Raw genomic sequence first — 23,464 nt, forward strand, 5'->3', positions numbered from 1 at the left:
ACCGCATGAAGACACCGCCACTCGCGTTCCTGTTTGCGGCGACACTGGCCGTTACCGCATGCAGCCCACGGCACCCCGTCGATGCGCAGGCCGCTACCGGAACGCCTGCAGCGTCGGCGTTCGAGAAACAACACGCCGAGTGGGTGCGTCGGCGCGCCGCGGACCTGGGCAAGCCGGATGGCTGGACCAGCCTCACCGGGCTGCACTGGCTGGAAGTCGGTACACAACGCGTGGGGGGAAGCGAGGAAAACGACATCCGGCTGGCCATTGCACCCGCTCGCCTGGGCCAGATCGAGCAACGTGGCGACGGCGTGTTCTTCCAGCCTGCCGATGGAGTGGCCATTATCGCAGAAGGCAATCCGGTGCTGGGCAGCACTCGCCTGGCACCGGAGGGCCCCGGCGGTGGCACCACGCTCACCTATGACGACGGCAAGGGAAAAATCAGTGTCATCCGCCGCGGCCAACGCCTTGCGCTGCGGGTCCGGCATGCCGATGCACCCGCTCGCCTGGCCTTCTCCGGTCTTGATTTCTTCCCCGCAGACGAGGGCTGGCGGCTGCAGGCGCAGTTCGTGCCCCACCCCGCCGGCAGGACGCTGCCCATCGCCAGCGTCATCGGCGAGGTCACCGAAACGCCCAATCCTGGTTACGTCGTCTTTGAAAAAGAGGGGCGGCAATGGAGGCTGGAAGCATTGGGCGATCCGGCCAAGGGGCTGAACTTGATGTTCCAGGATCAGACGACGGGCCGGCAGACCTATGGTGTCGGTCGCTACCTGCGCACCGATGCGGTCGCCGCGGACGGTTCGGTCACGCTCGATTTCAATCGCGCCTACAACCCACCGTGCGCGTACACCGAATTCGCAACGTGCCCACTGCCGCCACCGGAGAACCGGCTGGCGCAGCAGGATGCAGACCGCACGCTCGTTCGGCTGGCAGTGCTTTCTGGCGAACGGAAATATTCCGCGTCCCACGATTGATCGGCGCCTGCAGTTCCGCACCAGTCACGCACAACGAAAAACGCCCGCAGATCGAAGATCTACGGGCGCATTCTTGTATCTGGCGGAGCGAGAGGGATTCGAACCCTCGATAGAGCTTTTGACCCTATACTCCCTTAGCAGGGGAGCCCCTTCAGCCACTCGGGCATCGCTCCGGGGTTTTCTCCGCGTCTGGTGCGGTGCACCTCAGCGGGGCGTGAATCATAACGTTAATCAGACGCGAAGGTAAAGCTTTTATTCGCCGGAATTTTCGCTTCCGGTGCTGCCGGCTTCGTCACCACGCTGGATGCGCTGGTAGATCTCTTCGCGATGCACAGCAACGTCCTTCGGCGCGGTGATACCGATACGCACCTGGTTGCCCTTGACGCCGAGCACGGTGACGCTCACCGAGTCTCCGATCATCAGGGTTTCGCCGACGCGGCGAGTCAAGATCAACATTTTTGCAAGTCTCCATGGAACCGTGTGGAAGGGTATCCCCCACCGGCTTGACGCTCCGTCAAGAAGCGTCCCCACGACAAAGGGAAAAGATTTCGCAATGGTACCGTCAGCCGTCCCGCTCCTACAAGGAGGGGGACGGCAGGGGTTCACATCACAGGCGGGGGCTGACCCATTCGACGACCGCGGCCAGAGCGGTAGCAAGGGCGGGCCCGTCCTCGCCACCACCCTGGGCGAGGTCCGGGCGTCCGCCGCCCTTGCCCCCGATCTGACTGGCGATATGGGACAACAGTTCCCCGGCCTTGACCTTGCCCATTGCACTGCCGTTCACACCCGCGACCAGGGCAGCCTTGCCGTCCTGGGTGCCGGCCAGCACGATCACGGCATTGCCCAGCTGCTGCTTCAGGCGGTCCATGGCGTCACGCAGGGCCTTGGCATCAAAGCCTTCGAGGCGTGCGGCCAGCACCTTCACACCGGCAACCTCGACCGCCTGGCCGGAAAGGTCCGCAGTGGCGCCGGCGGCGACCTTGGCCTTCACCGCTTCCAGCTCGCGTTCCAGCTGCTTCTGGCGAAGGCCGAGGGCACGGATCTTCTCGACCACGTCGGCGGCGCTGCCACCGAGCAGTTCGGCCGCTTCGGCCAGGCGGGCTTCCTCGGCATCCACGTAATCCAGGGCACCCTGGCCGGTGACGGCCTCGATGCGGCGCACGCCCGCCGAGACACCGCCTTCGGAGGTGATCTTGAACAGGCCGATATCACCGGTGCGGCTGACGTGGGTACCGCCACACAGTTCGGTGGAGTAATCGCCCATCTTCAGCACACGGACGTTCTCGCCGTACTTCTCGCCAAACAGGGCCATTGCGCCGAAGTCCAGCGCTTCCTGCATGCCCATGTTGTGCACTTCGGCGGCGTTGTTGGCGCGCACCTGCTGGTTGACCTTGCGCTCGATCACAGCCAGCTCTTCAGCACTGATCGGCTGGAAGTGCGAGAAGTCGAAACGCAGGCGGTCCGGTGCGACCAGCGAACCCTTCTGCTGCACGTGGGTGCCGAGCACTTCGCGCAGGGCGGCATGCAGCAGGTGGGTGGCCGAATGGTTGAGGATGGTGGCGCCACGGCGCTCGCCATCGACCTGGCCGGACAGTACGTCGCCGACCTTCAGGCCGCCCTCGGACAGGGTGCCGACGTGGCCATGGAACTGGCCCGCGAACTTCTGGGTGTCGCTCACGACCAGGCGCACACCGTTGCCGGTCAGCACGCCGGTGTCACCCACCTGGCCGCCGGATTCGGCGTAGAACGGGGTCTGGTTGGTGATGACGATCACCGCGTCGCCGGCATCTGCCGACTGCGCCGGGCGGCCGTCCTTGAGCAGGGCCAGCACGGTCAGGCCGTCGGCCTGCAGGCGGTCGTAGCCCAGGAACAGGGTCGGGGTCAGCGTCGCCACCAGCTCGGCCGGCAGGGTCACGCCGCCACCGAACTTGCCGGCGGCACGCGCGGTCTCACGCTGCTGCTCCATCGCCGCGTCGAAGCCGTCGGTATCGACCGTCAGCTCGCGCTCGCGGGCGATATCCTGGGTCAGATCCAGCGGGAAGCCGTAGGTGTCGTACAGGCGGAAGGCGTCAACGCCGGGAATCACGCCGTTGCTCGCCTTGGCCGCCACGTCCTCGAAGATCTTCATGCCGGCATCGAGGGTTTCGGCGAAACGCTCTTCCTCGGCCTGCAGCGCACGGACGACGGTGTCGGCCTGGGCCGGCAGCTCCGGATAAGCCTCACCCATCAGCTCGACCAGGGTCGGCACCAGCTTGCTGAAGAACGGCTGGCGCACGCCCAGCATCCAGCCGTGGCGCAGGGCACGGCGGATGATGCGGCGCAGGACATAGCCGCGGCCTTCGTTGGACGGCAGGACGCCGTCGACGATCAGGAACGAGCAGGCGCGGATGTGATCGGCGATCACGCGCAGCGACTTGTTCTCCAGGTCGGCCATGCCGGTCAGCTCGGACGCCTTGCGGATCAGCGCCTGGAATAGGTCGATTTCGTAATTGGTGTGCACGTGCTGCAGGATCGCCGCCAGGCGCTCCAGGCCCATGCCGGTGTCCACGCACGGTGCCGGCAGCGGCACCAGCGTGCCGTCGCTCTGGCGGTCGAACTGCATGAACACCAGGTTCCAGATTTCGATGAAGCGGTCACCGTCTTCATCCGGCGAGCCCGGGGGACCGCCCGCGATGTGGTCGCCGTGGTCGTAGAAGATCTCGGTGCACGGGCCGCAGGGGCCGGTGTCGGCCATCTGCCAGAAGTTGTCCGACGCGTACGGGGCACCCTTGTTGTCGCCGATGCGCACGATGCGCTCTTCCGGGATGCCCACCATGTCGCGCCAGAGCGCGTAGGCCTCATCGTCGGTCTGGTAGACGGTGACCAGCAGGCGCTCGGCCGGCAGCTTCCAGACCTGGGTCAGCAGTTCCCAGGCCCAGGCGATGGCGTCCTTCTTGAAGTAATCACCGAAAGACCAGTTGCCCAGCATTTCGAAGAAGGTGTGGTGACGCGCGGTGTAGCCGACCTGGTCGAGATCGTTGTGCTTGCCACCAGCGCGCAGGCAGCGCTGGACGTCGGCCGCGCGCACGTAGCTGCGCTTTTCCGCGCCCAGGAACACGTCCTTGAACTGGACCATGCCGGAGTTGGTGAACAGCAGGGTCGGATCATTGCCCGGCACCAGCGGCGCCGACGGCACGATGGTGTGGCCTTTGCCCTTGAAGAACTCAAGGAAGTCGCTGCGGATCTGGGAGGTCGTGAATTTGGCGGGTGCGTTCATTGAGGGGGCTGGCAGTGTGCGGGCCGGCAGCCCCGAACCGCCGGCCTCACTGGCCAGGGTCGTAACGGACCGCCGAAAACCTAAAGGGTATCAGGCCCGGCGCCGCCAGTCTCAGTCATCCGGGTCGAAGCGGGTCGCACGGCGGATACTGTCACCGTCGAAGCCCCGCCGGGCCAGCAGATCGGCGGCCTTGCGCCGCTGCGCCAGGTCCTGCGGGCCATCCTCGCCAAAGCGGCGGCGCACCAGATCGCGGGCATTTTCCTGCCAGTCGCCCTCGTAGGTCTCCATCGCGGCGGCAATCGCCGCGCTGTCCAGGCCATGGGTTCCCAGCTCGGCACGGACGTGGATGGGCCCATAGCCGGTATTGGCGCGCATCCGGACCAGATTTTCCGCAAAGCGGGTGTCGTCCTGCCAGCCGGCCTCGGTCAGCTTGGCAACGGCAGCCTCGGCGGCCTCGCCTTCAATACCGCGTGCGGTCAGCTTGCGGGTCAGCTCCTTGCGCGAATGCTCACGCCGTACCAGCAGGCCCAGGGCACGCTGTACGGGGGTCTGTTCGCGCGGCCGGCGCTTGCGGCCGGTGGGGGCGTCGGCATCGGACATCTGCTACTCCAAGGGTGGCGCCGTCCCTGGCACCCTGCCCGTCCGTGGGCGGTTCGAACCTGCGGGACAGGGCGACGTCACTGACGGCGCCGCCCTGCCCCACAGCAAGTCTTACTCGTCGTCGCCGTCGTCGTCGCCTTCCTCGCGGGTGGCTTCGGACGGCTGGAACTTCTCGCGCAGCTCGGCCTCGAGCTTGGCGGCGACGGTCGGGTTGTCGCGCAGGTAGCCGCGGGCGTTGTCCTTGCCCTGGCCGATGCGCTCTTCACCGTAGCTGTACCAGGCACCGGCCTTCTCGACCAGCTTGGCATCCACGCCCATGTCGATCAGCTCGCCCTCGCGGCTGATGCCTTCGCCGTACAGGATCTCGGTGATGACCTGCTTGAACGGCGGCGCCAGCTTGTTCTTGACGACCTTGATCTTGGTCTGGTTGCCGATGATCTCGTCGCCCTTCTTGATCGCACCGATACGGCGGATGTCCAGGCGCACCGAGGCATAGAACTTCAGCGCATTGCCGCCGGTGGTCACTTCCGGGCTCTGGCCCGGCATCATCACGCCGATCTTCATGCGCAGCTGGTTGATGAAGACCACCAGGGTGTTGGAGCGCTTGATGTTGCCGGTCAGCTTGCGCAGCGCCTGGCTCATCAGGCGGGCCTGCAGGCCCGGCAGCTGGTCACCCATTTCGCCTTCGATTTCGGCCTTGGGGGTCAGCGCGGCGACCGAGTCGACCACCAGGATGTCCACCGAGCCCGAACGGACCAGCATGTCGGCGATTTCCAGCGCCTGCTCACCGGTATCCGGCTGCGACAGCAGCAGGTCGTCCACGTTCACGCCCAGCTTGGCGGCGTAGATCGGGTCCAGTGCGTGCTCGGCGTCGATGAACGCGGCAGTGCCGCCCATCTTCTGGCATTCGGCGATGGCCTGCAGGGTCAGGGTGGTCTTGCCCGACGACTCCGGACCGTAGATTTCAACGACACGCCCCTTCGGCAGGCCACCGATGCCCAGTGCGATGTCGAGCATCAGCGAGCCGGTCGGGATCGCTTCAACGGGTTCGACCACGCGGTCGCCCATGCGCATCACCGAGCCCTTGCCGAACTGCTTCTCGATCTGGCCCAGAGCAGCAGCCAATGCGCGCTTTTTGTTCTCGTCCATCGTGTTGCTCCTAGCAGAGGTCATGTCGTTGGGGGTGCTGTCTTTCGGGGTCTTCTTTGCCATGGGTTCACTTTAAGTCGGATGTATCGCACAGGCTGAGATTCTGCCCGGCGCTCAGAAAAGAATTATCGGACATCCGTACCAACCTCAGTGGAACCAGAGAATCGCCACAAAAGACCGCGGGGTAATGCTGGTGGAACGGTGCTGCCGCAGCTGGCTCAGCGGTTGGGACGCAACAGGCCGCAGTACAGCCCCTCGATCGCGAAATCCTGGTCGGGCAGGACTTCGATCGGCTTGTAGTCCGGGTTGCGCGGCAGCAGGCGGATGCGATCCTTGGCGATCTTCAGCAGCTTCACGGTGATCTCGTCGTCGATGCGGGCCACCACGATCTGCCCGGAATGCGCGTCACGGGTGCGGTGCACGCCGATCAGGTCGCCGTCGAAGATGCCCTCGTCGATCATCGAATCGCCCTGCACCTTCAGCAGGTAATCCGGGGCCGGCGAGAAGAACACCCGGTCCAGCACCACGAAATCGTCCGAACCGATGTCGGCGCCGATCGGCAGGCCGGCGGCGACCCGACCCAGCACCGGCAGGCGCAGGACGCTGTCGGGCAGCCCGGGTTCGGCCAGCTTCTCGATCGGCGGCGCCTGTACCAGGCGGATGCCGCGGGCCTGGCCGGGGATGCGACGGATCGCACCGGCCTGCTCCAGGGCCTCCAGGTGGTACTGGGCCGCACGCACGCCCTTGAAGCCGAATGCACGTGCGATTTCAGTCTGCGACGGCGGTGCGCCTTCGCTCTCGATACGCTCGGCGATCAACTGCAGGATCGCCTGCTGGGTGTCGGTCAGGTCCATGGTTAGTAGTATTACTACTAACTGACGGGTGTGCAAGTGCCTGGGGCGACACGAGGCTTCGGGAACGGCCGCCGGGCATGGCCCGGCGCTACCGGCTGTAGTGCCGAGCCTATGCTCGGCAATCGCGGTAGAAGCTCAGGAGCAAGAGCAGCCGACCAGCGGTCGGCTCTACAGGAATCGCTGCACGATTCCGCGGTTCCCGGGGGGAACCGCTGCGGTAAGCACGCTACGCGTGCTTGCCGCTTCTCCATATCGAGAACAGGATCCAGACCCCGCAGAAACCGGCACCGACGAAGCCGCAGACGCCCAGGGCCAGCAGCCAGCGGCTGGAGATGCCGCCCACGCTGTGCATCACGATGGACGAGCCGATGATCAGCGCGGCGGTGACGATGCCCATCACCAGGCGGTTGGCGGCGCGGTTCACCTGGTCGCCGAAGCCCTGCAGCGCGCTGGTTTCCACCTTCAACTGCAGGCGCCCGCGGCGCGCGGCCTGGACCAGCTTGCGCAGGTCGCGCGGCAGTTCGCCAGCGAAATCGATCATTCCCAGCAGGCTGCGCCGTCCGCGCTTGAGCAACGCACGCGGCGCGTAGCGCTGCAGTACCACCCGCTCCAGGAACGGGCGTGCGGCGCTGGCCATGTCGAAATCCGGGTCAAGCTGGCGACCCATGCCCTCCAGCGTCAGGAAGGCCTTGATCATCAGCGCCAGGTCCGCTGGCAGGGTCAGGCTGTAACTGCGCAGCAACTGGGTGATGTCGCCCAGCATCAGGCCGATGCGCAGGTCCTTCAGCGGCACGCCGCGGTACTGGTCGACGAACTGGCTGATGTCGTGCTGCAGCCGGTTTTCGTCCACCTCCACCCCACCGGCCCAGTCCAGCAGCACGTCGGCCACGCCCTGCGGGTCCTGCTCGACCAGGCCGTGCAGCAACTGCGCGACCTGGAACCGGCGCACCTCGGAGAGCGCGCCGACCATGCCGAAATCGATCACGCCGATGCGGCCGTCGCGCAGGTAGATGATGTTGCCGGGGTGCGGGTCGGCGTGGAAGCTGCCGTCCTCCAGCACCATCTTCAGCACGATGTCGGCACCACGCCGGGCCAGTTCACGGCAGTCCAGCCCCGCCGCATCCACGCCGGCCAGGTCACGACCGGGAATGCCATCGACGAAATCCTGGACGTTCAGGCTCTCGCAGGTCCACTGCCAGTGCACCTCGGGAATCAGGATGTCGTCGCGGCCGTGGAAGTTGCGGGCGATGCGCTCGGCATTGCGGCACTCGGCGGCAAAATCCAGCTCGCGGCGCAGCGATACGGTGAACTGCTGGACCACTTCGGCCGGGCGATAGCGACGCAGGTCAGGCAGGCGCGCCTCGACGATCTCTGCCAGGCGCGCCAGCAGGCGCAGGTCGGCTTCCACCACATCGCGGATGCCGGGCCGGCGCACCTTCAACACGACTTCCCGGCCATCGTGCAGGCGCGCGCGGTGGGCCTGCGCCAGCGAAGCCGCGGCCATCGGCGTTTCATCGAGGAAGGCGAACACCTGCGAAGGTGCCGCGCCGAGGTCGGCTTCCAGCTGTTCGCGGATGGCGGCATACGGCAGCGCCGGCACCGCGTTCTGCAGTTCGGAAAGCTCGGCGATCCATTCCGGCGGCAGCAGGTCGACACGGGTGGCCAGCACCTGGCCCAGCTTGACGAAGGTCGGGCCGAGATCCTGCAGGGCGCTGCGCACCCGCACCGGCGCGGTCATGCGCAGCATCTGCTGGCTTTCCTCGTTCCAGTGCAGCAGCCGGCCGGCGCGCTCGAGCACGGTGGCCAGGCCGATGCGCCGGACCACGTCGCCGAAGCCGTAACGGATCAGGACGGCCGCGATTTCCTGCAGCCGGCCAAGGTCACGGACGGTACCCAGCGTCTCCCACATCGTCGCCTACTCCGGTTCGGTACCGGGCCAGCATGTCACAGCTGGGCGTCGATACCGTGCAGGGCGGCTGCGACGGTCTGCCGCCGTATGGCTTCGCGGTCGCCGTCGAACTGGAACAGCTCGGCGCGTGCGTAACCGCCGCGGCGCTTCCAGCCGATCCAGACACTGCCGACCGGCTTGTCCGGGCTGCCACCGCCCGGGCCGGCGATGCCGGTCACGGCCACGGCGATACCGGCGCCGGAATTGACCAGCGCGCCGGACACCATTTCCAGCACGGCCTCGCGGCTGACCGCACCGAACTGCTCCAGGGTCTGCGCGCGCACGCCCAGCAGGCGCTGCTTGGCTTCATAGCTGTAGACCACCATGCCGCAGTCGAAGAACGCCGAGGATCCGGCGATATCGGTCATGCACTTGGCGATCCAGCCACCGCTGCAGCTTTCAGCGGTGACCAGTTGCAGCGAGGCCTGCTGCAGGCGCTGCCCAAGCGCGGCGGCCTGGGCATGGAGATCGGCGTCGGAGGGGAAGGACATCGGCATGGATCGAGGTAGCAACGGTCATCTTGTACCGCAGAACGGCGGCGCTGTCCTCCCCTGCCCCTCAGTGGTCGTGGTGCAGGTAGCGGGCCTGGCGCGGCAGGCGCAGGCTGACCAGGAACGCCACCACCATCATCACCGTGACGTACCAGAAGAACAGCTGCTCATGGCCCAGGCTCTTCAGGCCCAGCGCGGCGTACTCGGCGCTGCCGCCGAAGATCGCGTTGCCGATGGCGTAGGCCAGGCCGACGCCGAGCGCGCGCACCTGCGGCGGGAACATCTCGGCCTTCACGATGCCGGAAATCGACGTGTAGAAGCTGACGATGGCCAGCGCGAGCACGATCAGCCCGAAGGCCGCCCACGGGCTGGTGACGTGCTGCAGGGTGATCAGGATCGGCACGGTGGTGAGCGCGCCCAGCGCACCGAACAGCATCATGCTGGTGCGGCGGCCGATGCGGTCGGACAGCATGCCGAACAGCGGCTGCATGCACATGTACAGGAACAGCGCGCCGGTCATCACGTAACTGGCGGTCTTGATCGGCAGGTGCACTGTGTTGACCAGGAACTTCTGCATGTACGTGGTGAAGGTGTAGAAGATCAGCGAGCCGCCGGCGGTATAGCCGAGCACGGTGAAGAAGGCGGCCTTGTGGTCACGGAACAGCGCCGACAGGCTGCCGGCATCCTTGTCGCCACGGTCGGCCTCGCTCTGCGTTTCATGCAGGGTACGGCGCAGCAGCAGCGCGACCACGGCGGCGACGGCGCCAAGCACGAACGGGATGCGCCAGCCCCAGGCGCGGATCTCCGCTTCGCTCAGCAGGGCTTCCATGATGACGATGACCAGCACCGCCAGCAGCTGGCCGCCAATGAGGGTGACGTACTGGAACGAGGAGAAGAAGCCGCGCTGGCCGCGCAGAGCAACCTCGCTCATGTAGGTGGCCGTGGTGCCGTACTCGCCACCGACCGACAGGCCCTGGATCAGGCGCGCGACCAGCAGCAGGACCGGTGCCATCGCACCGATGCTGGCGTAGGTCGGCAGGCAGGCGACCATCAGCGAGCCGCCGCACATCATGCTGACCGAGATCAGCAGCGACTTCTTGCGGCCAAGACGATCGGCGATGCGGCCGAACAGCCAGCCACCGATGGGCCGCATCAGGAAGCCGGCCGCGAACACGCCGGCGGTGTTGAGCAGCTGCACGGTCGGGTTGGATGCCGGGAAGAAGGCGCCGGCGAAGTAGATGGCGCAGAACGCGTAGACGTAGAAGTCGAACCACTCCACCAGGTTGCCGGACGAGGCCGACATGATGGCGAACACGCGGTGGCGTTTCTCCGCCGCGGTGTACTGGGGGAGTGCGTCGGTGCTGACGTGGGACATGGAAGGGACTCCGGGGGTGCCGTGGGGGCAGACCCTCGGATCATCCGCCCGACGGGCGTGAGCGGATGTGCACTATCGGGCGGCTGGAGTGCGGTAATCGGCCGGTAGTGCGGGATGGAGTGTTCCAGCAGGGCTTGCAGCCCTGCACCTGCAGAAGCCGAAGCCAGAGCAACAGCAGAAGCAGGTTTCCTGAGGGGAGTCGCTCTGCTTTGGTAGGTGCCGACCGTTGGTCGGCACGGGGTCGGTATGGGGTCAGATCCCTTTGCGCAGCAAAGGGCTCTGACCCCACCCGTCGTGGTTCACCACTCCGGCAGTTTTTCCGGCAGCAGGGCGCGGATCGGGCCGCCGTCGGCGCTGGCAGCCAGCTTTTCAGCTTCGGCGATCGGGATGTCCACCTGCAGCAGCCAGCCGTCTTCGTCAGCCGCCTCGCTGCGGATCACTTCCAGCTGGTGCAGGCGCGCGCGCAGGCGGCCGGCGCTGGGCGGCAGGCGCAGCTCGCCGGTGACGTGCTGCAGGCCCAGGCGCTTGCCCAGCACGCTCTGCAGCAGCTCCAGGCCCTGCCCGTCGCGGGCGGAAATCCAGACCCGCTCGCGGCGCGAGGGATCGGGAATGCCGTCCTGGCCGTCGTGGCGGACCTCGCCGCCCTCGATGCGGTCGATCTTGTTGAACACCAGCAGCTGCGGCAGGTCACCTGCGCCGACCGCAGTCAGCACTTCGTCGACCTGGGCGATGCGCTCCTCGCGGTGCGGATCGGCGGCGTCGACCAGGTGCAGCAGGAAGTCGGCCTCGCGCGCCTCGGACAGGGTCGAGCGGAACGCGGCGACCAGGTCATGCGGAAGGTCGCGCACGAAGCCCACCGTATCGGCCAGCACGACGCTGCCGCCGGGCACGGCGATGCGACGCACCGTCGGGTCCAGGGTGGCAAACAGCTGGTCGGCGGCGTACGCCTCGGCGCCGGTCAGGGCATTGAACAGCGTCGACTTGCCGGCGTTGGTGTAGCCGACCAGGGCAACGCGCGGCAGTTCACTGCGCAGGCGCGCGCGGCGCATCTGGGTGCGCTGCACCTCGACCTTCTCCAGCCGCTTCTGCAGCTGCTCCACCCGCTTCTGCAGCAGGCGGCGGTCGGTTTCCAGCTGGGTTTCACCCGGGCCTCGCAGGCCGATGGAACCGCCGCGCTGGCGCTCCAGGTGGGTCCAGCCGCGCACCAGCCGCGTGGCAAGGTGGCGCAGCTGCGCCAGCTCCACCTGCAGCTTGCCTTCGTGGCTGTGCGCACGCTGGGCGAAGATGTCCAGGATCAGGCCGGTACGGTCGATCACCCGGCGCTCCAGGAAACGTTCCAGGTTGCGTTCCTGGCCCGGACTCAGCGAGTGGTTGACCAGGATCAGGTCAGCGCCGGTTGCATCGGCCGCCGCCTTGATCTCGTCCAGCTTGCCGCTGCCGATCAGGGTCGACGGGTTGGGACGGTCAAGGCGCGCGGTGATGGTGGCGGCAATGCTGGCCCCTGCCGAGCGGGCCAGATCACCGAACTCTTCCAGCACGTCGTCTTCCAGCTTGCCGAAGTGGGGCTGGATCAACAGGGCGTTTTCGCCCTTTTTCGAGCGGTCAAACATTCACCGCTCCAGAATTACTCGTCTGCTTCATCACCCGCCTGACCGTTTTCACCCGACTGCACGTAGCCACCACCCGGCCCGACCTTCACGTTACGCGCCGGCACGACGGTGGAAATGGCGTGCTTGTAGACCATCTGGCTGACGGTGTTGCGCAGCAGGACCACGAACTGATCGAACGATTCGATCGTGCCCTGCAGCTTGATGCCGTTGACCAGGTACACCGAAACCGGCACGCGTTCGCGCCGCAGTGCATTCAAGAAAGGATCCTGCAGCGATTGCCCCTTGGACATTGCTAACTCCTGATTATTGTTCTTATTGGGTTGCCGGCGGTTGCCACGGCCCCCGAGCCGCCCGCCGGTCCATGATGGTACACGGCCAGCGGCGGTTCAGCGTGCGACGAAGGTCGACACCGCGCTTGCCAGGCGCTCCTGGTCGATATGGGGATCGAACCAGCGGGCATCAAGCTCGCCACGCAGCCAGGTCAGCTGGCGCTTGGCCAGCTGCCGGGTGGCGAAGATGGCCTTGTCGCGGAAGCGGGCGGCGTCGCCCTGCCCGTCCAGGAATTCCCAGGCCTGGCGATAGCCGACCGCACGCACCGCCGGCAGGTCCAGCGGCGCGGCCACGGCCGCCATCTGCGGCAGGGCCCGCAGGGCACGCACCTCGTCAAGGAAGCCCTGGCCCAGCATCGCGTCGAAGCGGGCCTCGATGCGCTGGTGCAGCACCGCGCGGTCGCGCGGGGCCAGGATCAGCTTCAGGGTGCGCACCGGCAGGGGCGCCACGCCGGGGCGGCGCTGCCATTCACTGATCGGCGTGCCGGTCAGGCGGTAGACCTCGAGCGCACGCTGGATGCGCTGGGGATCGGTGGCGTGGATGCGCGCGGCGGCGGCCGGATCGACCTGCGCCAGTTCAGCATGCAGGGCGGCCCAGCCGCGCTCAGCAGCCTCGGCGCTCAGCACATCGCGCATCGCCGGGTCGGCCTCGGGCATGGGCGACAGCCCCTGCAGCAGGGCGCGGAAATACAGGCCTGTGCCACCGGCCAGGATCGGGGTCTTGCCGCGGGTGACGATGTCGGCCACCACACGGCCGGCGTCAGCGGCGAACTCGGCCGCCGAATAGGTCTGCCACGGGTCGCGCAGGTCCAGCAGGTGGTGCGGTGCCTGCGCCCGCTCGGCGGCATCGGGCTTGGCCGAACCGATGTCCAGGCCGCGGTAGACCAGCGCCGAATCGACACTGACGATCTCCCCGTCCAGCTGACGGGCCAGGGCGATCGCCGTGGCGGTCTTGCCACTGGCGGTCGGGCCCATCACCGCGATCGCCAGCGGACGCTGGTCGACGGACATCACTCTTCGCCCGGCCAGCGGATCGACGGGGCGGCATCGGCGCGGGGCGTCGGAACCGCATCCACGGCCTCCCAGATCTTCAATGCATCGACTGTGGCGGCCACGTCGTGCACACGCACGATGCGCGCGCCGCGCTGGACCGCGATCAGGTGTGCAGCCACGGATGACGCCACGCGCTCGGTCGCCACCGCACGGCCGGTCAGCTCGCCCAGGCTGCGCTTGCGCGACAGGCCGGCCAGCATCGGCACGCCCAGTTCCAGGAAACGCTCGGACCGGGCCAGCAGGGTCATGTTGTGGGCCGTGGTCTTGCCGAAACCGAAGCCCAGGTCGATCAGTAGATTCTTCCTGGCGATGCCGGCCATTTCGGCGGCGAACAGGCGCTGTACGAGGAAGCCATGGACCTCGGCCACCACGTCGTCGTAATGCGGGTCGGCCTGCATGTGGCCGGGTTCGCCCTGCATGTGCATCAGCACCACCGGCACGCCGGTGTCGGCAGCCGCGTCGAGCGCGCCGTCCTGGCGCAGGCCGAAGATGTCGTTGATCATGCCGGCACCGGCCGCCACGGCCGCGCGCATCACCTCCGGCTTGAAGGTGTCGATGCTGATCGGCACGGTGGTGCGGGCAGCGAGCTGTTCGATCACCGGCAGCACGCGCTGCAGCTCTTCCTCCACCGACACCGGCGCGGCGCCCGGGCGGGTGGACTCACCACCGATGTCGAGCAGGTCGGCGCCCTCCTCCACCAGCTTCAGGCCATGGGCCACGGCCGCGTCGGTGCTGTCATGGGCGCCACCATCGGAGAACGAATCCGGGGTGACATTGACGATGCCCATGACCCGGGCACGGTCCAGGCGCAGGATGCGGCCGGCGCAGTCGAGCTGGGGGGAGATATCGAACATGGGTGATCCTGCGGGCAACGGTGTCTAGTTTAAGTCCGCAGGGCCGCACGCTGCATCCTGGGGTGGTGCCGGCTGCGGGCCGGCACCGAAACCGGCGGCAGTTCCGCCCCGATCAGAAGTCGCCCAGGCGCGCGTTGTCCGTCGGTGCAGCCAGCCAGGCTGCCAGATCTTCACCGATCGCATTGACGGTGCGGTCGAGCACCGTGCAGGAGCCCTTGAAACCAGCAAAGGCACCCCCGCGGGAGATCCGCCTTGCGGTGACCGTCGCGACCTGGTGGCCATCCTCGAACAGGACACCACGCACTGCGGCAGACTTGAAATGCCCGACAAAGGCGTTGCCTGCGCTCTGCGCTTCGACCAGCTCCAGCCTCAACGAGCGCCCATTGCCGCTGTCGGCACCCACCGGTCCGGACACCAGGGTGTTGCCGTGGCGGGTGGCATTGCTGGCGAGCGACTGCGCCAATGTGGCACCGATGGTGCACTCGCTCTTGATGGCGTCGGCGATGATCGCTGATTCAGCGAACGGCACCGGTTGCACGACGCGTATCTCAGCGGCCGCAGCGGGCAGGACAACAGTCGCCAGCCCTGCGAGGGCAAGCGGAAGCAGCAGTTTCATGGTGATCCCCTGTAAACCCGGCCTCCCCCTATGGCGGCCGTGGTGGCGCATCCTGACGCGCAGCAGAGGTACCGCGCAAGGCCTCATCCACGCATGGCGTGGATCTGCCGTGCCGACCAACGGTCGGCACCCACCAACAGTTGCAGGAATCTGTCAGAGGCAGGGCGCAGCCCTGCCGGGAAAACCCTCAACGCTGCCGGCGGCGCTTCCTGTCCACGTACAGGGTCTTGATGATGCTCAGCAGGATGCCGACGGCGATGCCGACGCCGCAGCCCAGCAGCAGGTTGTCCACGGTCAGGCCCACGGCAACGCCGACGATGGTGGCGATGACCATTTCGACGGTATGGGAAATCGGTTGCGGCGGGGGAACGGACATGCGGGCTCCAGCGTAAGGCGGTGAATTCAGTCGGGCAGCGGGCCCGGAAACAACGAGGCCGGGTTTCCCCGGCCTCGTCTGCAATCAGCAATGGCGGGCCGTCAGTGCGACTCGGCCGGGCCGGCGATCGGCGGCAGCGGACGGGCGTCACCGCCCTTGTCGTTGCCACCACCGTCCTTGTTGGACTTGTTCCAGCCCGCCGGCGGCGGCGGATCGCGGCCTTCCATGATGGCGTCGATCTGCGGCGCGTCGATGGTCTCGTACTGCAGCAGCAGCTGCGACATCGCATGCAGCTTGTCGATGTTGGCCGTCATCAGCTCGGTGGTGCGTGCATAAGCCTCGTCGAGGATGTTGCGCACTTCCTCGTCGATGCGGCGCGCGGTGTCGTTGGACACGCTCTTGTGCTGGGTGACCGAACGGCCCAGGAACACCTCGTCGTCCTCTTCGCCATAGGCGATCGGGCCGAGCTGGTCGGACAGGCCCCACTTGGTGACCATGTTGCGGGCCATCTTGGTGGCACGCTCGATGTCGTTGGAGGCACCGGTGGTGACCTTGTCGGCACCGAAGATCAGCTCTTCGGCCACGCGGCCACCGTACAGCGAGCACAGCTGCGACTTGATCGCCACGCGGTTCATCGAGTACTTGTCGCCTTCCGGCAGGTACATGGTCACGCCCAGCGCACGGCCGCGCGGGATGATGGTGACCTTGTAGACCGGATCATGCTCGGGCACGAGGCGGCCGACGATGGCGTGGCCGGCTTCGTGGTAAGCGGTGAGGGTCTTCTCGTCCTCGCTCATGGCCATCGAGCGGCGCTCGGCACCCATCAGGATCTTGTCGCGGGCACGGTCGAAGTGGTCCATGCGGACCTCCTTCTCGTTGCCACGCGCGGCGAACAGGGCCGCCTCGTTGCAGAGGTTGGCCAGGTCGGCACCGGAGAAGCCCGGGGTACCACGCGCGATCACCATCGGCTCGACATCGTCGGCCAGCGGCAGCTTGCGCATGTGCACCTTCAGGATGTGCTCGCGGCCCTTCACGTCCGGCAGGCCGACCACGACCTGGCGGTCGAAGCGGCCCGGGCGCAGCAGCGCCGGGTCCAGCACGTCCGGACGGTTGGTCGCGGCGATGACGATCACGCCTTCGCCACCCTCGAAGCCGTCCATTTCGACCAGCAGCTGGTTCAGGGTCTGCTCGCGCTCGTCGTGACCGCCGCCCAGGCCGGCACCACGATGGCGGCCGACGGCGTCGATTTCGTCGATGAAGATGATGCACGGCGCGTGCTTCTTGGCCTGCTCGAACATGTCGCGCACGCGGCTGGCGCCGACGCCGACGAACATTTCGACGAAGTCCGAACCGGAGATCGAGAAGAACGGCACCTTGGCTTCGCCGGCGATGGCCTTGGCCAGCAGCGTCTTGCCGGTACCCGGCGGGCCCACCATCAGCACGCCGCGTGGAATCTTGCCGCCCAGCTTGGTGAACTTGGACGGGTCGCGCAGGAAGTCGACCAGTTCGCCCACTTCTTCCTTGGCCTCGTCGCAACCGGCGACGTCGGCGAAGGTGACCTTGATCTGGTCTTCGCCCTGCAGCTTGGCGCGCGACTTGCCGAAGGACATCGCGCCCTTGGCACCGCCGCCACCGCCCTGCATCTGGCGCATGATGAACAGCCAGAAGCCGATGATCAGGATGACCGGCAGGAAGTTCATCAGGATGGCCGCGAAGGAAATGCCGCTGGACGGCTCTTCCTGCACGATGTCCACGTTCTTGGTGCGCAGCACGTTGATCAGGTCGCGATCAGCCGGCGCGGCGATGGTGGCCGTCTGGCCGCCACGGGTGGTGTAGGTGATCTGGTTGGTCAGGCCGCGCGAATCGCCACCGAAGGTGACCTTCTGCACGTTGCCGCTGTCCACCTGGTCCAGGAACTGCGAATACGTCGCGCCCTGCGCCCCGGCCCCGGAGGACTTGGGCGAGAAGCTCTGGAAGACCACCATCAGCACGACGGCGACGACCACCCATAGCAGGAGGTTCTTGGTCAAGTCGTTCATCCTCATTGGCTCCGGCGTTCCTCTTAGTGCGGGTCTTGCGTTGGGGTCGAGCGTACTCGGCGAGCTTACTTCATGTGGGCGCGTTTTCCCTGTCCCAAGGCATACACCTCGGGCGAGCGCTTGCGCGAGGCTTCCGGCTTGCGGATGGAGACCTTGTCGTACCGGCGGCGCATCTCGCGCACATAGTCGTCAAAGCCCTCGCCCTGGAACAGCTTGATCAGGAACGCCCCACCGGTCTTGAGGTGGTTGTCGGCGAAGTCCAGCGCAAGCTCGGCCAGGTGCATCATCCGCGGCTGGTCGACCGCGCCCACACCACTCTTATTGGGGGCCATGTCCGACAGCACAAGGTCTACCGGCTGATCCCCGAGCATGGCTTCAAACTGCGATAGGACGGTTTCTTCCCTGAAGTCACCGTGAAGGAACTCCACACCGGCCAGCGGCGGCATGTCCAGGATGTCCAGCGCCAGCACGCGGCCGGTATCGCCGATCTGTCTCCGGACCTGCTGAGACCAGCCGCCCGGGGCCGCACCGAGGTCGACCACCACCATGTGCGGCTTCAGCAACCGGTCACGTTCGAGCAGCTCCTCGAGCTTGTAGGCCGCGCGCGAGCGCATGCCTTCGGCCTGCGCCTTCTTCACGAAGGGGTCGGAGAAGTGTTCCTTGAGCCAGCGCTGGCTGCTTTTGCTACGGGTGGCCATTGGAAATAGGGGCTGATGGGGTCGCCATGATACCCTGATCGTCCCATTCAACCCCCTTTTCCTGCATGTCCATCGCACTGACCGCCTCCCAGACCCGTTTCCTGCGCGGCCACGCCCACGACCTCAAGGCCCTGCTGCAGACCGGCGGCAAGGGCATCACCCCGGCCTTCATCGCCGAGCTGAACGAAGTCCTGGAACGCCACGAACTGGTCAAGGTGAAGGTTGCCGCCGAGGACCGTGACGCCCGTGACGCGATGATCGCTGAGATCGTCGAAGCCACCGAGGCGGCGCTGGTGCAGCGCATCGGCCACGTCGCCGTGCTGTACCGCCCGAGCAAGGAACAGCGCCAGATCGTGCTGCCGCGCGGCTGATCGCCCTGCCCCCATGCAGCTGAACCACGAACCGCCCGATTACGCCTACAGCCTGCGCGCCGCCGACGGCCGCTCGGCCAGGGTCAACGACCTGGTGCTGGGGCAAAGCTTCTTCCTGACCCCCGACCAGCTGGTCGCGGAGTGGCCGGTGCGCCAGGCGTCCGACCTGCAGCTGGCCGATATCGAAGCGATTCTTGCGCTGAACCCGGCGCTGATTGTGCTGGGCACCGGCGACCGCCAGGTATTTCCGCCGGCGGCCGTGATGGCGGCCTGCCTGTCGCGCGGCATCGGCCTGGAAGTGATGAACAATCCGGCCGCCGCGCGCACGTTCAACATCCTTGCCGGCGAAGGCCGCAAGGTGGCCGCCGCCTTCATTCTGGAAGGTTGAGGCCGGAGCCGCCGGGCGTGGCCCGGCGTTATTCGCGCGAAGCGACGCAGCGGAAGTCGGCGAAATCCTTCAGCCGGCCGGTCAGGCGCCCCCCTTGGCCCCAGCGTATATCCATGATCTTCCAGCCCATGCCCTGCCTCTCGAGCAGGACCTGATCGGTCCAGCGTGTGTCACCCGCCGCCATGTCAACCCGGACCCATGCGGCATCACCGCGCGCCGTGGGCTGACCGACGCTTGCTGTTTCCGGGCGATCCGGCGCCCACAGATAGGGACTCTGGTCGAGCATGTGTGGCTTTTCGTCATGCGCAGCCAACGCAGAGCATGCCCTTTCGTAGGTCCGCTGGGCCTCCACAGCTGCACGGAGGGCGTCGCCGAGCAGTGGATCGATGCTCGCCTCACTCGGCGTTGACGCCTGGAGGGCGGCATACAGACGACTCACCACGCTGTGGGGATCGTCGGAAGCGGCGGCCATGGGTGCGATGGTGAACAGTGCAAGCAGGCAGGCAACGCGATTCATGTGGCACCTGACACGAAGGATACCGCCGCAGCATGCCGCACTTTCCCGCCCGGCAGGAATATGAATATGCGACAGATGATGACGCAAATGACCCGAACCACGGTGCTGGGATGAAGCGCGCCGACATGGCCCGGCATCACCCTGGATTGCAAGCTGTCTGTAGCGCCCGAGCCGATGCTCGGACGGCGCCGCATCGCGGCGCAAAGCACGCCGGGCACGGCCCGGCGCTACCCGTATCTGCCTGCGCTAGCGCGCCGGCAGATACTGCTGCGGGTCGACCGGCTTGCCGTTGTAGCGGATCTCGAAGTGCAGCATGTCGCGGTTGGCCCCGGTGCGGCCCATCTCGGCGATCTGTTCACCCGCCTTGACGCTCTGCCCTTCGTTGACCAGGCGCTTGCGGTTGTGGCCATAGGCCGACAGCCACTGGTCGCTGTGCTTGATGATGATCAGCTCGCCGTAGCCGACCAGGCCGGCACCGGAATACACCACCACGCCATTGGCGGTGGCGCGCACGGCAGCGCCGCTGGAGCCGGCGATGTCCACGCCCTGCTTGGTCGCATCGCCCGCCACGTAACGACCGACGATCGCGCCGTCTGCCGGCCAGCGCCAGCCGATGTTGCTCTTCACCGGCCCTACCGGGGCCGTCGCGACCGGCGTCGGCGTCGTCGTGCCTGCGGTACCACGCGGCGGGGTCACCACCGTGGTCGGCGCACGGCCGCCGGTGGCGCCGGCCGGATACAGGCGGATGACCTGCCCCGGGTAGATCTGCGAGGGATTGTCCAGCCGGTTCCAGGCGATCAGGTCGGCCGGCGTGATGTCATGGATGCGGGCCAGCGCGTAGATCGTGTCGCCCTTGCGCACGACCACGGTCTGCCCCGGCTTGGCAACCGAAGTCTTCGGCGTGCTGACAGTGGTGCCACCGCTGCTGCCGCCGGGGCGGACGACGGTGGCGGTGCCACAGGCGGCCAGGGTGGATACCAGCAACGCCAGCGCGCCGATGCGCACTCCCTTGCTCAGACAATCTGCACTCATGCGAACTTCGACCTCCATACAAGCCAGGCAACCAGCCCCACCACCAGCGCGGTGGCGATCCAGCCCAGCGGTTCAATCCAGCGGCGCAGCGCCGCTTCGGCACGCGCACCACCGATGCGGATGACCGCGGCCAGCACGTACACGCGCTTGCCGCGGCCGATCAACATGCTCAGCAGGTACTGTGGCATGGGCACGCCGACGATACCCGAAGCCCATGTGAAGACCTTCATCGGGATGGGCATGAAGCCCCCCAGCACCAGGAAGGTGAACACCGCCCACGGCGACTCGGCCATCTTGGCCTGCACGGTGGCGATGCCCTGCTCGATGGCCGGCAGCATGCCCAGCGCCTCGAACACCGGCTTGATCGCCTCGAAGGCGAAATGCCCCAGCGCATAGCCGACCACCGCGCCGACCATGGAGCCGGCCAGGCTGAGCGTGGCGAACCACCAGCCGCGCTTGGGCTGGGCCACGCACATCGGCGCCAGCATCACTTCCGGCATGACCGGGAAAATGATGGCTTCAAAGAAACTCAACACCGTCAGGTAGGTCGGCGCGCGTTCGTGCGCCGCCCACTTCATCGCCCGCTCGTACAGCGGCCCGAAAATCTTCATGCAACCCTGCTCCGTGGATTCAATCGAGCATGCCAGACAGCAGCGGCACGAACGTGACCGGTGCCAGCACGCGTTGTTCGATGCTGCCGTCTTCCCTGCGGTCCAGCTGTACCAGTGACTGGCCGCCCGGGCCACCCACCGGCGCCACCAGGCGCCCACCGACAGCCAGCTGCTCGACCAGGGCATCGACCAGGGCCGGCGCGGCCGCGGTGACCACCACCGCATCGTAGGGGCCGTGCTCGGCCCAGCCGACGCGGCCGTCATCATGCTTGGTACGGATGTTCATGCCCAATGCGCGGAAGCGCTTGCGGGCCTGCCGCAGCAGATCGCCGATGCGCTCGACGGTGTAGACCTCCAGGCCCACGGCGCCGAGCACGGCGGCCTGGTAGCCCGAGCCGGTGCCTACTTCCAGCACCGTCTTCGGCGCGACCTGCAGCACCGCCTCGGTCATGCGGGCCACGACCCACGGCTGCGAGATGGTCTGCCCATGGCCGATCGGCAGCGCGGTGTCTTCGTAGGCACGCGAGGCCAGGGCCTCGTCGATGAACAGATGGCGCGGCACCACCCGGATCGCGTTCAGCGTGGACTCGTCGACGATGCCGGCTTCGCGCAGGCGATCGACCAGGCGGTCGCGCACCCGCTGCGAGGTCATGCCGATGCCAACCGCTTCCGGCTGCAGGCGCAGGCGCGGGCTCATGCCGGCTGGTCCAGCGCGGCGCTGAGGCCGCCGACCCAGCTGGCCACTTTCTCAAGTGCCTGGTAGCGGGTCAGGTCGACCTGGATGGGCGTGATCGAGATGTGGCCGGTGCGCACGGCATTGAAATCGGTGCCGGGGCCGGAATCCTGTTCACGACCGGCCGGGCCGATCCAGTACACGTCGTTGCCGCGCGGGTCCTTCTGCGCGATGCAGCCCTCGGCGCGATGACGGTTGCCCAGGCGGGTCACTTCGAAACCCTTGACCTCGCTCCACGGCAGGTCGGGCACGTTGACGTTGAGGATGGTGTCGGCCGGCAACGGATCGGCCTTCAGGCGGGCGACGATCTCCACTGCGGCACGCGCGGCGGTCTCGAAGTGCTTCGGATCGTGGTTGCGGGTGACCAGGGAAACAGCCACCGCCGGCAGGCCGAGGAAGCGACCTTCCATCGCCGCCGAGACGGTGCCCGAATAGATGACGTCGTCGCCGAGATTGGCGGCGTTGTTGATGCCGGAAACGACAATGTCGGGTTCGAATTCGAGCAGGCCGGTCAGCGCCAGGTGCACGCAGTCGGTCGGAGTTCCTGCCACCGAGACGGTGTAGTGGTCGATGCGCTTGAGCCGGATCGGCAGGTCCAGCGTCAGCGAATTGCTGGCACCGGAACGATCACGGTCGGGGGCGACCACCGTCACTTCATGGCCGGCCTCGCGCAGCACCGCGGCAAGCATCCGGATGCCTGCGGCGTCGACGCCATCATCGTTACTGACCAGGATGCGCATCTTCGATTTAACCGCTTGATTTTCCAAGAATTCGATTCCGTCACCTTGTCGCGTGGGCGGGACCACCCGCGCCCCTGTCGGGGGCCGGCGATCGCGCAAGTGCGTCGGGTATTGTGCCGCAAGCGGGCCGCCGGTCCTACCCTGCCGGTGGTGATGCGCGTCATCGAATCGACATAGGCAGACCCGCGCGGGCGGTTTACCCTGTGCGCATGTCGCACCCTGAAGATGAAGATCCGGCCGCCCTGTTCCGTGCGGCCATCGGCGAAGTGAAGCCGCTGCGCAAGGAGGTCGAGCCAGCGCCCGCGGCGCCGCGACCGAAGCCGCGCGCGCGCATGGCCGAACGCGACGAAGCCGAGGCGGCGGGTGAGTTCGCCCGCCTGCTGCGCGACAGCAGCCCGCTGGAAGCCGGCGACACCGCCAGCTACCGCCGCGACAACCTGCCGCCGCGCATGTTCCAGCGCCTGAAGCGCGGCCAGTATTCGGTGCAGGACGAACTGGACCTGCACGGCGCGACCGCCGCGCAGGCAGAGATGCTGCTGCGCCAGTTCCTGCTGGAAGCGCACGCTCACGAGTACGGCTGCGTGCGCATCATCCACGGCAAGGGCCTGCAGTCCGATGGCGGCGCACCGGTGTTGAAGAACCTGGTGGACCGACTGCTGCGGCTGCGCAACGACGTGCTTGCGTTCCACTCGGCGCCGACCGGCCAGGGTGGCACCGGTGCGGTGCTGGTGTTGCTGGCGCGGCGTTGATCCCCGCATCCACGCAGGGCGTGGATCTACGACCTGCACGTCGGCCCCCGTCCACGCATGGCGTGGATCTACGACCTGCACGGCGGCCCGCATCCACGCAT

The 23,464-nt window shown here is 67.0% G+C and carries 25 protein-coding genes and 1 tRNA gene; 4 read left to right on the forward strand and 22 right to left on the reverse strand.

Annotation, left to right across the window (positions count from 1 at the left end):
* The first annotated feature begins 5 nt into the window (after positions 1–5).
* A complete protein-coding gene (locus IAE41_RS10000) occupies positions 6–974 on the forward strand; it encodes a DUF1684 domain-containing protein (protein ID WP_200733016.1) in 969 nt (322 codons plus the stop codon).
* 80 nt (positions 975–1,054) lie between these two features.
* On the opposite strand, the gene IAE41_RS10005 is transcribed toward IAE41_RS10000, so the two are convergent.
* The 17 genes from IAE41_RS10005 to rlmE form a co-directional block, all read right to left on the reverse strand.
* A tRNA-Ser gene (locus tag IAE41_RS10005) sits at positions 1,055–1,147 on the reverse strand.
* Positions 1,148–1,226: 79 nt separating this feature from the next.
* Positions 1,227–1,430: a carbon storage regulator CsrA gene (gene csrA, locus IAE41_RS10010; RefSeq protein WP_079221459.1), complete on the reverse strand. Its 204-nt coding sequence runs from the start codon at positions 1,428–1,430 to the stop codon at positions 1,227–1,229.
* Positions 1,431–1,581: 151 nt separating this feature from the next.
* On the reverse strand, positions 1,582–4,230 hold the full coding sequence (alaS, locus tag IAE41_RS10015; protein WP_108759513.1) for an alanine--tRNA ligase: 2,649 nt from the start codon (positions 4,228–4,230) through the stop codon (positions 1,582–1,584).
* A gap of 111 nt (positions 4,231–4,341) precedes the next feature.
* Complete coding sequence (gene recX / locus IAE41_RS10020) at positions 4,342–4,830, reverse strand: recombination regulator RecX (protein WP_079221457.1); 489 nt, start codon at positions 4,828–4,830, stop codon at positions 4,342–4,344.
* 111 nt (positions 4,831–4,941) lie between these two features.
* Positions 4,942–5,979 carry a recombinase RecA gene (gene recA / locus IAE41_RS10025; RefSeq protein WP_200733017.1) on the reverse strand — a complete coding sequence of 346 codons (1,038 nt, stop codon included), beginning with the start codon at positions 5,977–5,979 and terminating at the stop codon, positions 4,942–4,944.
* Between the two features lie 218 nt (positions 5,980–6,197).
* Entirely contained in the window at positions 6,198–6,833 is a 636-nt protein-coding gene (gene lexA, locus IAE41_RS10030; protein ID WP_079221455.1) for a transcriptional repressor LexA, read from the reverse strand.
* A 226-nt stretch (positions 6,834–7,059) separates the two neighbouring features.
* Positions 7,060–8,742, reverse strand: a complete 1,683-nt coding sequence (gene ubiB, locus IAE41_RS10035; protein ID WP_200733018.1) for a 2-polyprenylphenol 6-hydroxylase — start codon at positions 8,740–8,742, stop codon at positions 7,060–7,062.
* Positions 8,743–8,777: 35 nt separating this feature from the next.
* Positions 8,778–9,278, reverse strand: coding sequence for a CinA family protein (locus IAE41_RS10040; RefSeq protein ID WP_200733019.1), 501 nt, complete (start codon positions 9,276–9,278; stop codon positions 8,778–8,780).
* Between the two features lie 61 nt (positions 9,279–9,339).
* On the reverse strand, positions 9,340–10,647 hold the full coding sequence (locus IAE41_RS10045) for an MFS family transporter (protein WP_108746439.1): 1,308 nt from the start codon (positions 10,645–10,647) through the stop codon (positions 9,340–9,342).
* Between the two features lie 299 nt (positions 10,648–10,946).
* The gene (gene hflX, locus IAE41_RS10050) at positions 10,947–12,257 is read right to left on the reverse strand and encodes a ribosome rescue GTPase HflX (RefSeq protein WP_200733020.1); all 1,311 of its coding nucleotides are present in this window, start codon (positions 12,255–12,257) and stop codon (positions 10,947–10,949) included.
* A 14-nt stretch (positions 12,258–12,271) separates the two neighbouring features.
* Positions 12,272–12,547 (reverse strand): RNA chaperone Hfq, encoded by a 276-nt coding sequence (hfq, locus tag IAE41_RS10055; protein WP_079221450.1) that lies wholly within the window; start codon positions 12,545–12,547, stop codon positions 12,272–12,274.
* Between the two features lie 96 nt (positions 12,548–12,643).
* Positions 12,644–13,597 (reverse strand): tRNA (adenosine(37)-N6)-dimethylallyltransferase MiaA, encoded by a 954-nt coding sequence (gene miaA, locus IAE41_RS10060; protein WP_200733021.1) that lies wholly within the window; start codon positions 13,595–13,597, stop codon positions 12,644–12,646.
* Positions 13,597–14,493: a dihydropteroate synthase gene (gene folP / locus IAE41_RS10065; RefSeq protein ID WP_200733022.1), complete on the reverse strand. Its 897-nt coding sequence runs from the start codon at positions 14,491–14,493 to the stop codon at positions 13,597–13,599. The genes miaA and folP overlap by 1 nt, the downstream gene beginning before the upstream one ends.
* 112 nt (positions 14,494–14,605) lie before the next feature.
* The gene (locus IAE41_RS10070; protein WP_200733023.1) at positions 14,606–15,109 is read right to left on the reverse strand and encodes a hypothetical protein; all 504 of its coding nucleotides are present in this window, start codon (positions 15,107–15,109) and stop codon (positions 14,606–14,608) included.
* 187 nt (positions 15,110–15,296) lie between these two features.
* Entirely contained in the window at positions 15,297–15,485 is a 189-nt protein-coding gene (locus IAE41_RS10075) for a hypothetical protein (RefSeq protein ID WP_200733024.1), read from the reverse strand.
* A gap of 101 nt (positions 15,486–15,586) precedes the next feature.
* Positions 15,587–17,524 carry an ATP-dependent zinc metalloprotease FtsH gene (ftsH, locus tag IAE41_RS10080; protein WP_079221445.1) on the reverse strand — a complete coding sequence of 646 codons (1,938 nt, stop codon included), beginning with the start codon at positions 17,522–17,524 and terminating at the stop codon, positions 15,587–15,589.
* Positions 17,525–17,589: 65 nt separating this feature from the next.
* Positions 17,590–18,222: a 23S rRNA (uridine(2552)-2'-O)-methyltransferase RlmE gene (gene rlmE, locus IAE41_RS10085; RefSeq protein WP_008265654.1), complete on the reverse strand. Its 633-nt coding sequence runs from the start codon at positions 18,220–18,222 to the stop codon at positions 17,590–17,592.
* Between the two features lie 65 nt (positions 18,223–18,287).
* Between rlmE and yhbY the strand changes: the two genes are divergently transcribed.
* Positions 18,288–18,593: a ribosome assembly RNA-binding protein YhbY gene (gene yhbY, locus IAE41_RS10090; RefSeq protein ID WP_079221444.1), complete on the forward strand. Its 306-nt coding sequence runs from the start codon at positions 18,288–18,290 to the stop codon at positions 18,591–18,593.
* 13 nt (positions 18,594–18,606) lie between these two features.
* Positions 18,607–18,981 (forward strand): Mth938-like domain-containing protein, encoded by a 375-nt coding sequence (locus IAE41_RS10095; protein ID WP_108759519.1) that lies wholly within the window; start codon positions 18,607–18,609, stop codon positions 18,979–18,981.
* A 28-nt stretch (positions 18,982–19,009) separates the two neighbouring features.
* Here the strand turns inward: IAE41_RS10095 and IAE41_RS10100 are convergent, their stop codons facing one another.
* The 5 genes from IAE41_RS10100 to surE form a co-directional block, all read right to left on the reverse strand.
* On the reverse strand, positions 19,010–19,498 hold the full coding sequence (locus tag IAE41_RS10100) for a DUF3828 domain-containing protein (protein WP_200733025.1): 489 nt from the start codon (positions 19,496–19,498) through the stop codon (positions 19,010–19,012).
* A gap of 246 nt (positions 19,499–19,744) precedes the next feature.
* The gene (locus IAE41_RS10105; protein ID WP_200733026.1) at positions 19,745–20,530 is read right to left on the reverse strand and encodes a peptidoglycan DD-metalloendopeptidase family protein; all 786 of its coding nucleotides are present in this window, start codon (positions 20,528–20,530) and stop codon (positions 19,745–19,747) included.
* The gene (locus IAE41_RS10110) at positions 20,527–21,141 is read right to left on the reverse strand and encodes a YqaA family protein (RefSeq protein ID WP_079221441.1); all 615 of its coding nucleotides are present in this window, start codon (positions 21,139–21,141) and stop codon (positions 20,527–20,529) included. Before IAE41_RS10110 ends, IAE41_RS10105 begins: the two co-directional genes overlap by 4 nt.
* Before the next feature lie 19 nt (positions 21,142–21,160).
* Positions 21,161–21,838 carry a protein-L-isoaspartate(D-aspartate) O-methyltransferase gene (locus IAE41_RS10115; protein WP_079221440.1) on the reverse strand — a complete coding sequence of 226 codons (678 nt, stop codon included), beginning with the start codon at positions 21,836–21,838 and terminating at the stop codon, positions 21,161–21,163.
* Positions 21,835–22,614, reverse strand: a complete 780-nt coding sequence (gene surE, locus IAE41_RS10120) for a 5'/3'-nucleotidase SurE (RefSeq protein ID WP_079221439.1) — start codon at positions 22,612–22,614, stop codon at positions 21,835–21,837. Before surE ends, IAE41_RS10115 begins: the two co-directional genes overlap by 4 nt.
* Before the next feature lie 209 nt (positions 22,615–22,823).
* Between surE and IAE41_RS10125 the strand changes: the two genes are divergently transcribed.
* Positions 22,824–23,363, forward strand: a complete 540-nt coding sequence (locus IAE41_RS10125; RefSeq protein ID WP_200733027.1) for a Smr/MutS family protein — start codon at positions 22,824–22,826, stop codon at positions 23,361–23,363.
* The last annotated feature ends 101 nt before the right edge of the window (positions 23,364–23,464 follow it).

The sequence above is a fragment of the Stenotrophomonas sp. S39 genome, from assembly GCF_016624665.1.
Classification (GTDB): Bacteria; Pseudomonadota; Gammaproteobacteria; order Xanthomonadales; family Xanthomonadaceae; genus Stenotrophomonas.

What these genes read in the sequence shown, in the direction of transcription:
- IAE41_RS10045 (WP_108746439.1), bottom strand. Translation starts at nt 10,647, where the DNA reads ATGTCCCACGTCAGCACCGACGCACTCCCCCAGTACACCGCGGCGGAG.
- surE (WP_079221439.1), bottom strand. Translation starts at nt 22,614, where the DNA reads ATGCGCATCCTGGTCAGTAACGATGATGGCGTCGACGCCGCAGGCATC.
- IAE41_RS10100 (WP_200733025.1), bottom strand. Translation starts at nt 19,498, where the DNA reads ATGAATCGCGTTGCCTGCCTGCTTGCACTGTTCACCATCGCACCCATG.
- IAE41_RS10125 (WP_200733027.1), top strand. Translation starts at nt 22,824, where the DNA reads ATGTCGCACCCTGAAGATGAAGATCCGGCCGCCCTGTTCCGTGCGGCC.
- IAE41_RS10110 (WP_079221441.1), bottom strand. Translation starts at nt 21,141, where the DNA reads ATGAAGATTTTCGGGCCGCTGTACGAGCGGGCGATGAAGTGGGCGGCG.
- yhbY (WP_079221444.1), top strand. Translation starts at nt 18,288, where the DNA reads ATGTCCATCGCACTGACCGCCTCCCAGACCCGTTTCCTGCGCGGCCAC.
- alaS (WP_108759513.1), bottom strand. Translation starts at nt 4,230, where the DNA reads ATGAACGCACCCGCCAAATTCACGACCTCCCAGATCCGCAGCGACTTC.
- hfq (WP_079221450.1), bottom strand. Translation starts at nt 12,547, where the DNA reads ATGTCCAAGGGGCAATCGCTGCAGGATCCTTTCTTGAATGCACTGCGG.
- IAE41_RS10000 (WP_200733016.1), top strand. Translation starts at nt 6, where the DNA reads ATGAAGACACCGCCACTCGCGTTCCTGTTTGCGGCGACACTGGCCGTT.
- lexA (WP_079221455.1), bottom strand. Translation starts at nt 6,833, where the DNA reads ATGGACCTGACCGACACCCAGCAGGCGATCCTGCAGTTGATCGCCGAG.
- csrA (WP_079221459.1), bottom strand. Translation starts at nt 1,430, where the DNA reads ATGTTGATCTTGACTCGCCGCGTCGGCGAAACCCTGATGATCGGAGAC.
- IAE41_RS10040 (WP_200733019.1), bottom strand. Translation starts at nt 9,278, where the DNA reads ATGCCGATGTCCTTCCCCTCCGACGCCGATCTCCATGCCCAGGCCGCC.
- rlmE (WP_008265654.1), bottom strand. Translation starts at nt 18,222, where the DNA reads ATGGCCACCCGTAGCAAAAGCAGCCAGCGCTGGCTCAAGGAACACTTC.
- recA (WP_200733017.1), bottom strand. Translation starts at nt 5,979, where the DNA reads ATGGACGAGAACAAAAAGCGCGCATTGGCTGCTGCTCTGGGCCAGATC.
- ftsH (WP_079221445.1), bottom strand. Translation starts at nt 17,524, where the DNA reads ATGAACGACTTGACCAAGAACCTCCTGCTATGGGTGGTCGTCGCCGTC.
- IAE41_RS10105 (WP_200733026.1), bottom strand. Translation starts at nt 20,530, where the DNA reads ATGAGTGCAGATTGTCTGAGCAAGGGAGTGCGCATCGGCGCGCTGGCG.
- hflX (WP_200733020.1), bottom strand. Translation starts at nt 12,257, where the DNA reads ATGTTTGACCGCTCGAAAAAGGGCGAAAACGCCCTGTTGATCCAGCCC.
- ubiB (WP_200733018.1), bottom strand. Translation starts at nt 8,742, where the DNA reads ATGTGGGAGACGCTGGGTACCGTCCGTGACCTTGGCCGGCTGCAGGAA.
- IAE41_RS10075 (WP_200733024.1), bottom strand. Translation starts at nt 15,485, where the DNA reads ATGTCCGTTCCCCCGCCGCAACCGATTTCCCATACCGTCGAAATGGTC.
- IAE41_RS10095 (WP_108759519.1), top strand. Translation starts at nt 18,607, where the DNA reads ATGCAGCTGAACCACGAACCGCCCGATTACGCCTACAGCCTGCGCGCC.
- IAE41_RS10070 (WP_200733023.1), bottom strand. Translation starts at nt 15,109, where the DNA reads ATGAAACTGCTGCTTCCGCTTGCCCTCGCAGGGCTGGCGACTGTTGTC.
- recX (WP_079221457.1), bottom strand. Translation starts at nt 4,830, where the DNA reads ATGTCCGATGCCGACGCCCCCACCGGCCGCAAGCGCCGGCCGCGCGAA.
- folP (WP_200733022.1), bottom strand. Translation starts at nt 14,493, where the DNA reads ATGTTCGATATCTCCCCCCAGCTCGACTGCGCCGGCCGCATCCTGCGC.
- miaA (WP_200733021.1), bottom strand. Translation starts at nt 13,597, where the DNA reads ATGTCCGTCGACCAGCGTCCGCTGGCGATCGCGGTGATGGGCCCGACC.
- IAE41_RS10115 (WP_079221440.1), bottom strand. Translation starts at nt 21,838, where the DNA reads ATGAGCCCGCGCCTGCGCCTGCAGCCGGAAGCGGTTGGCATCGGCATG.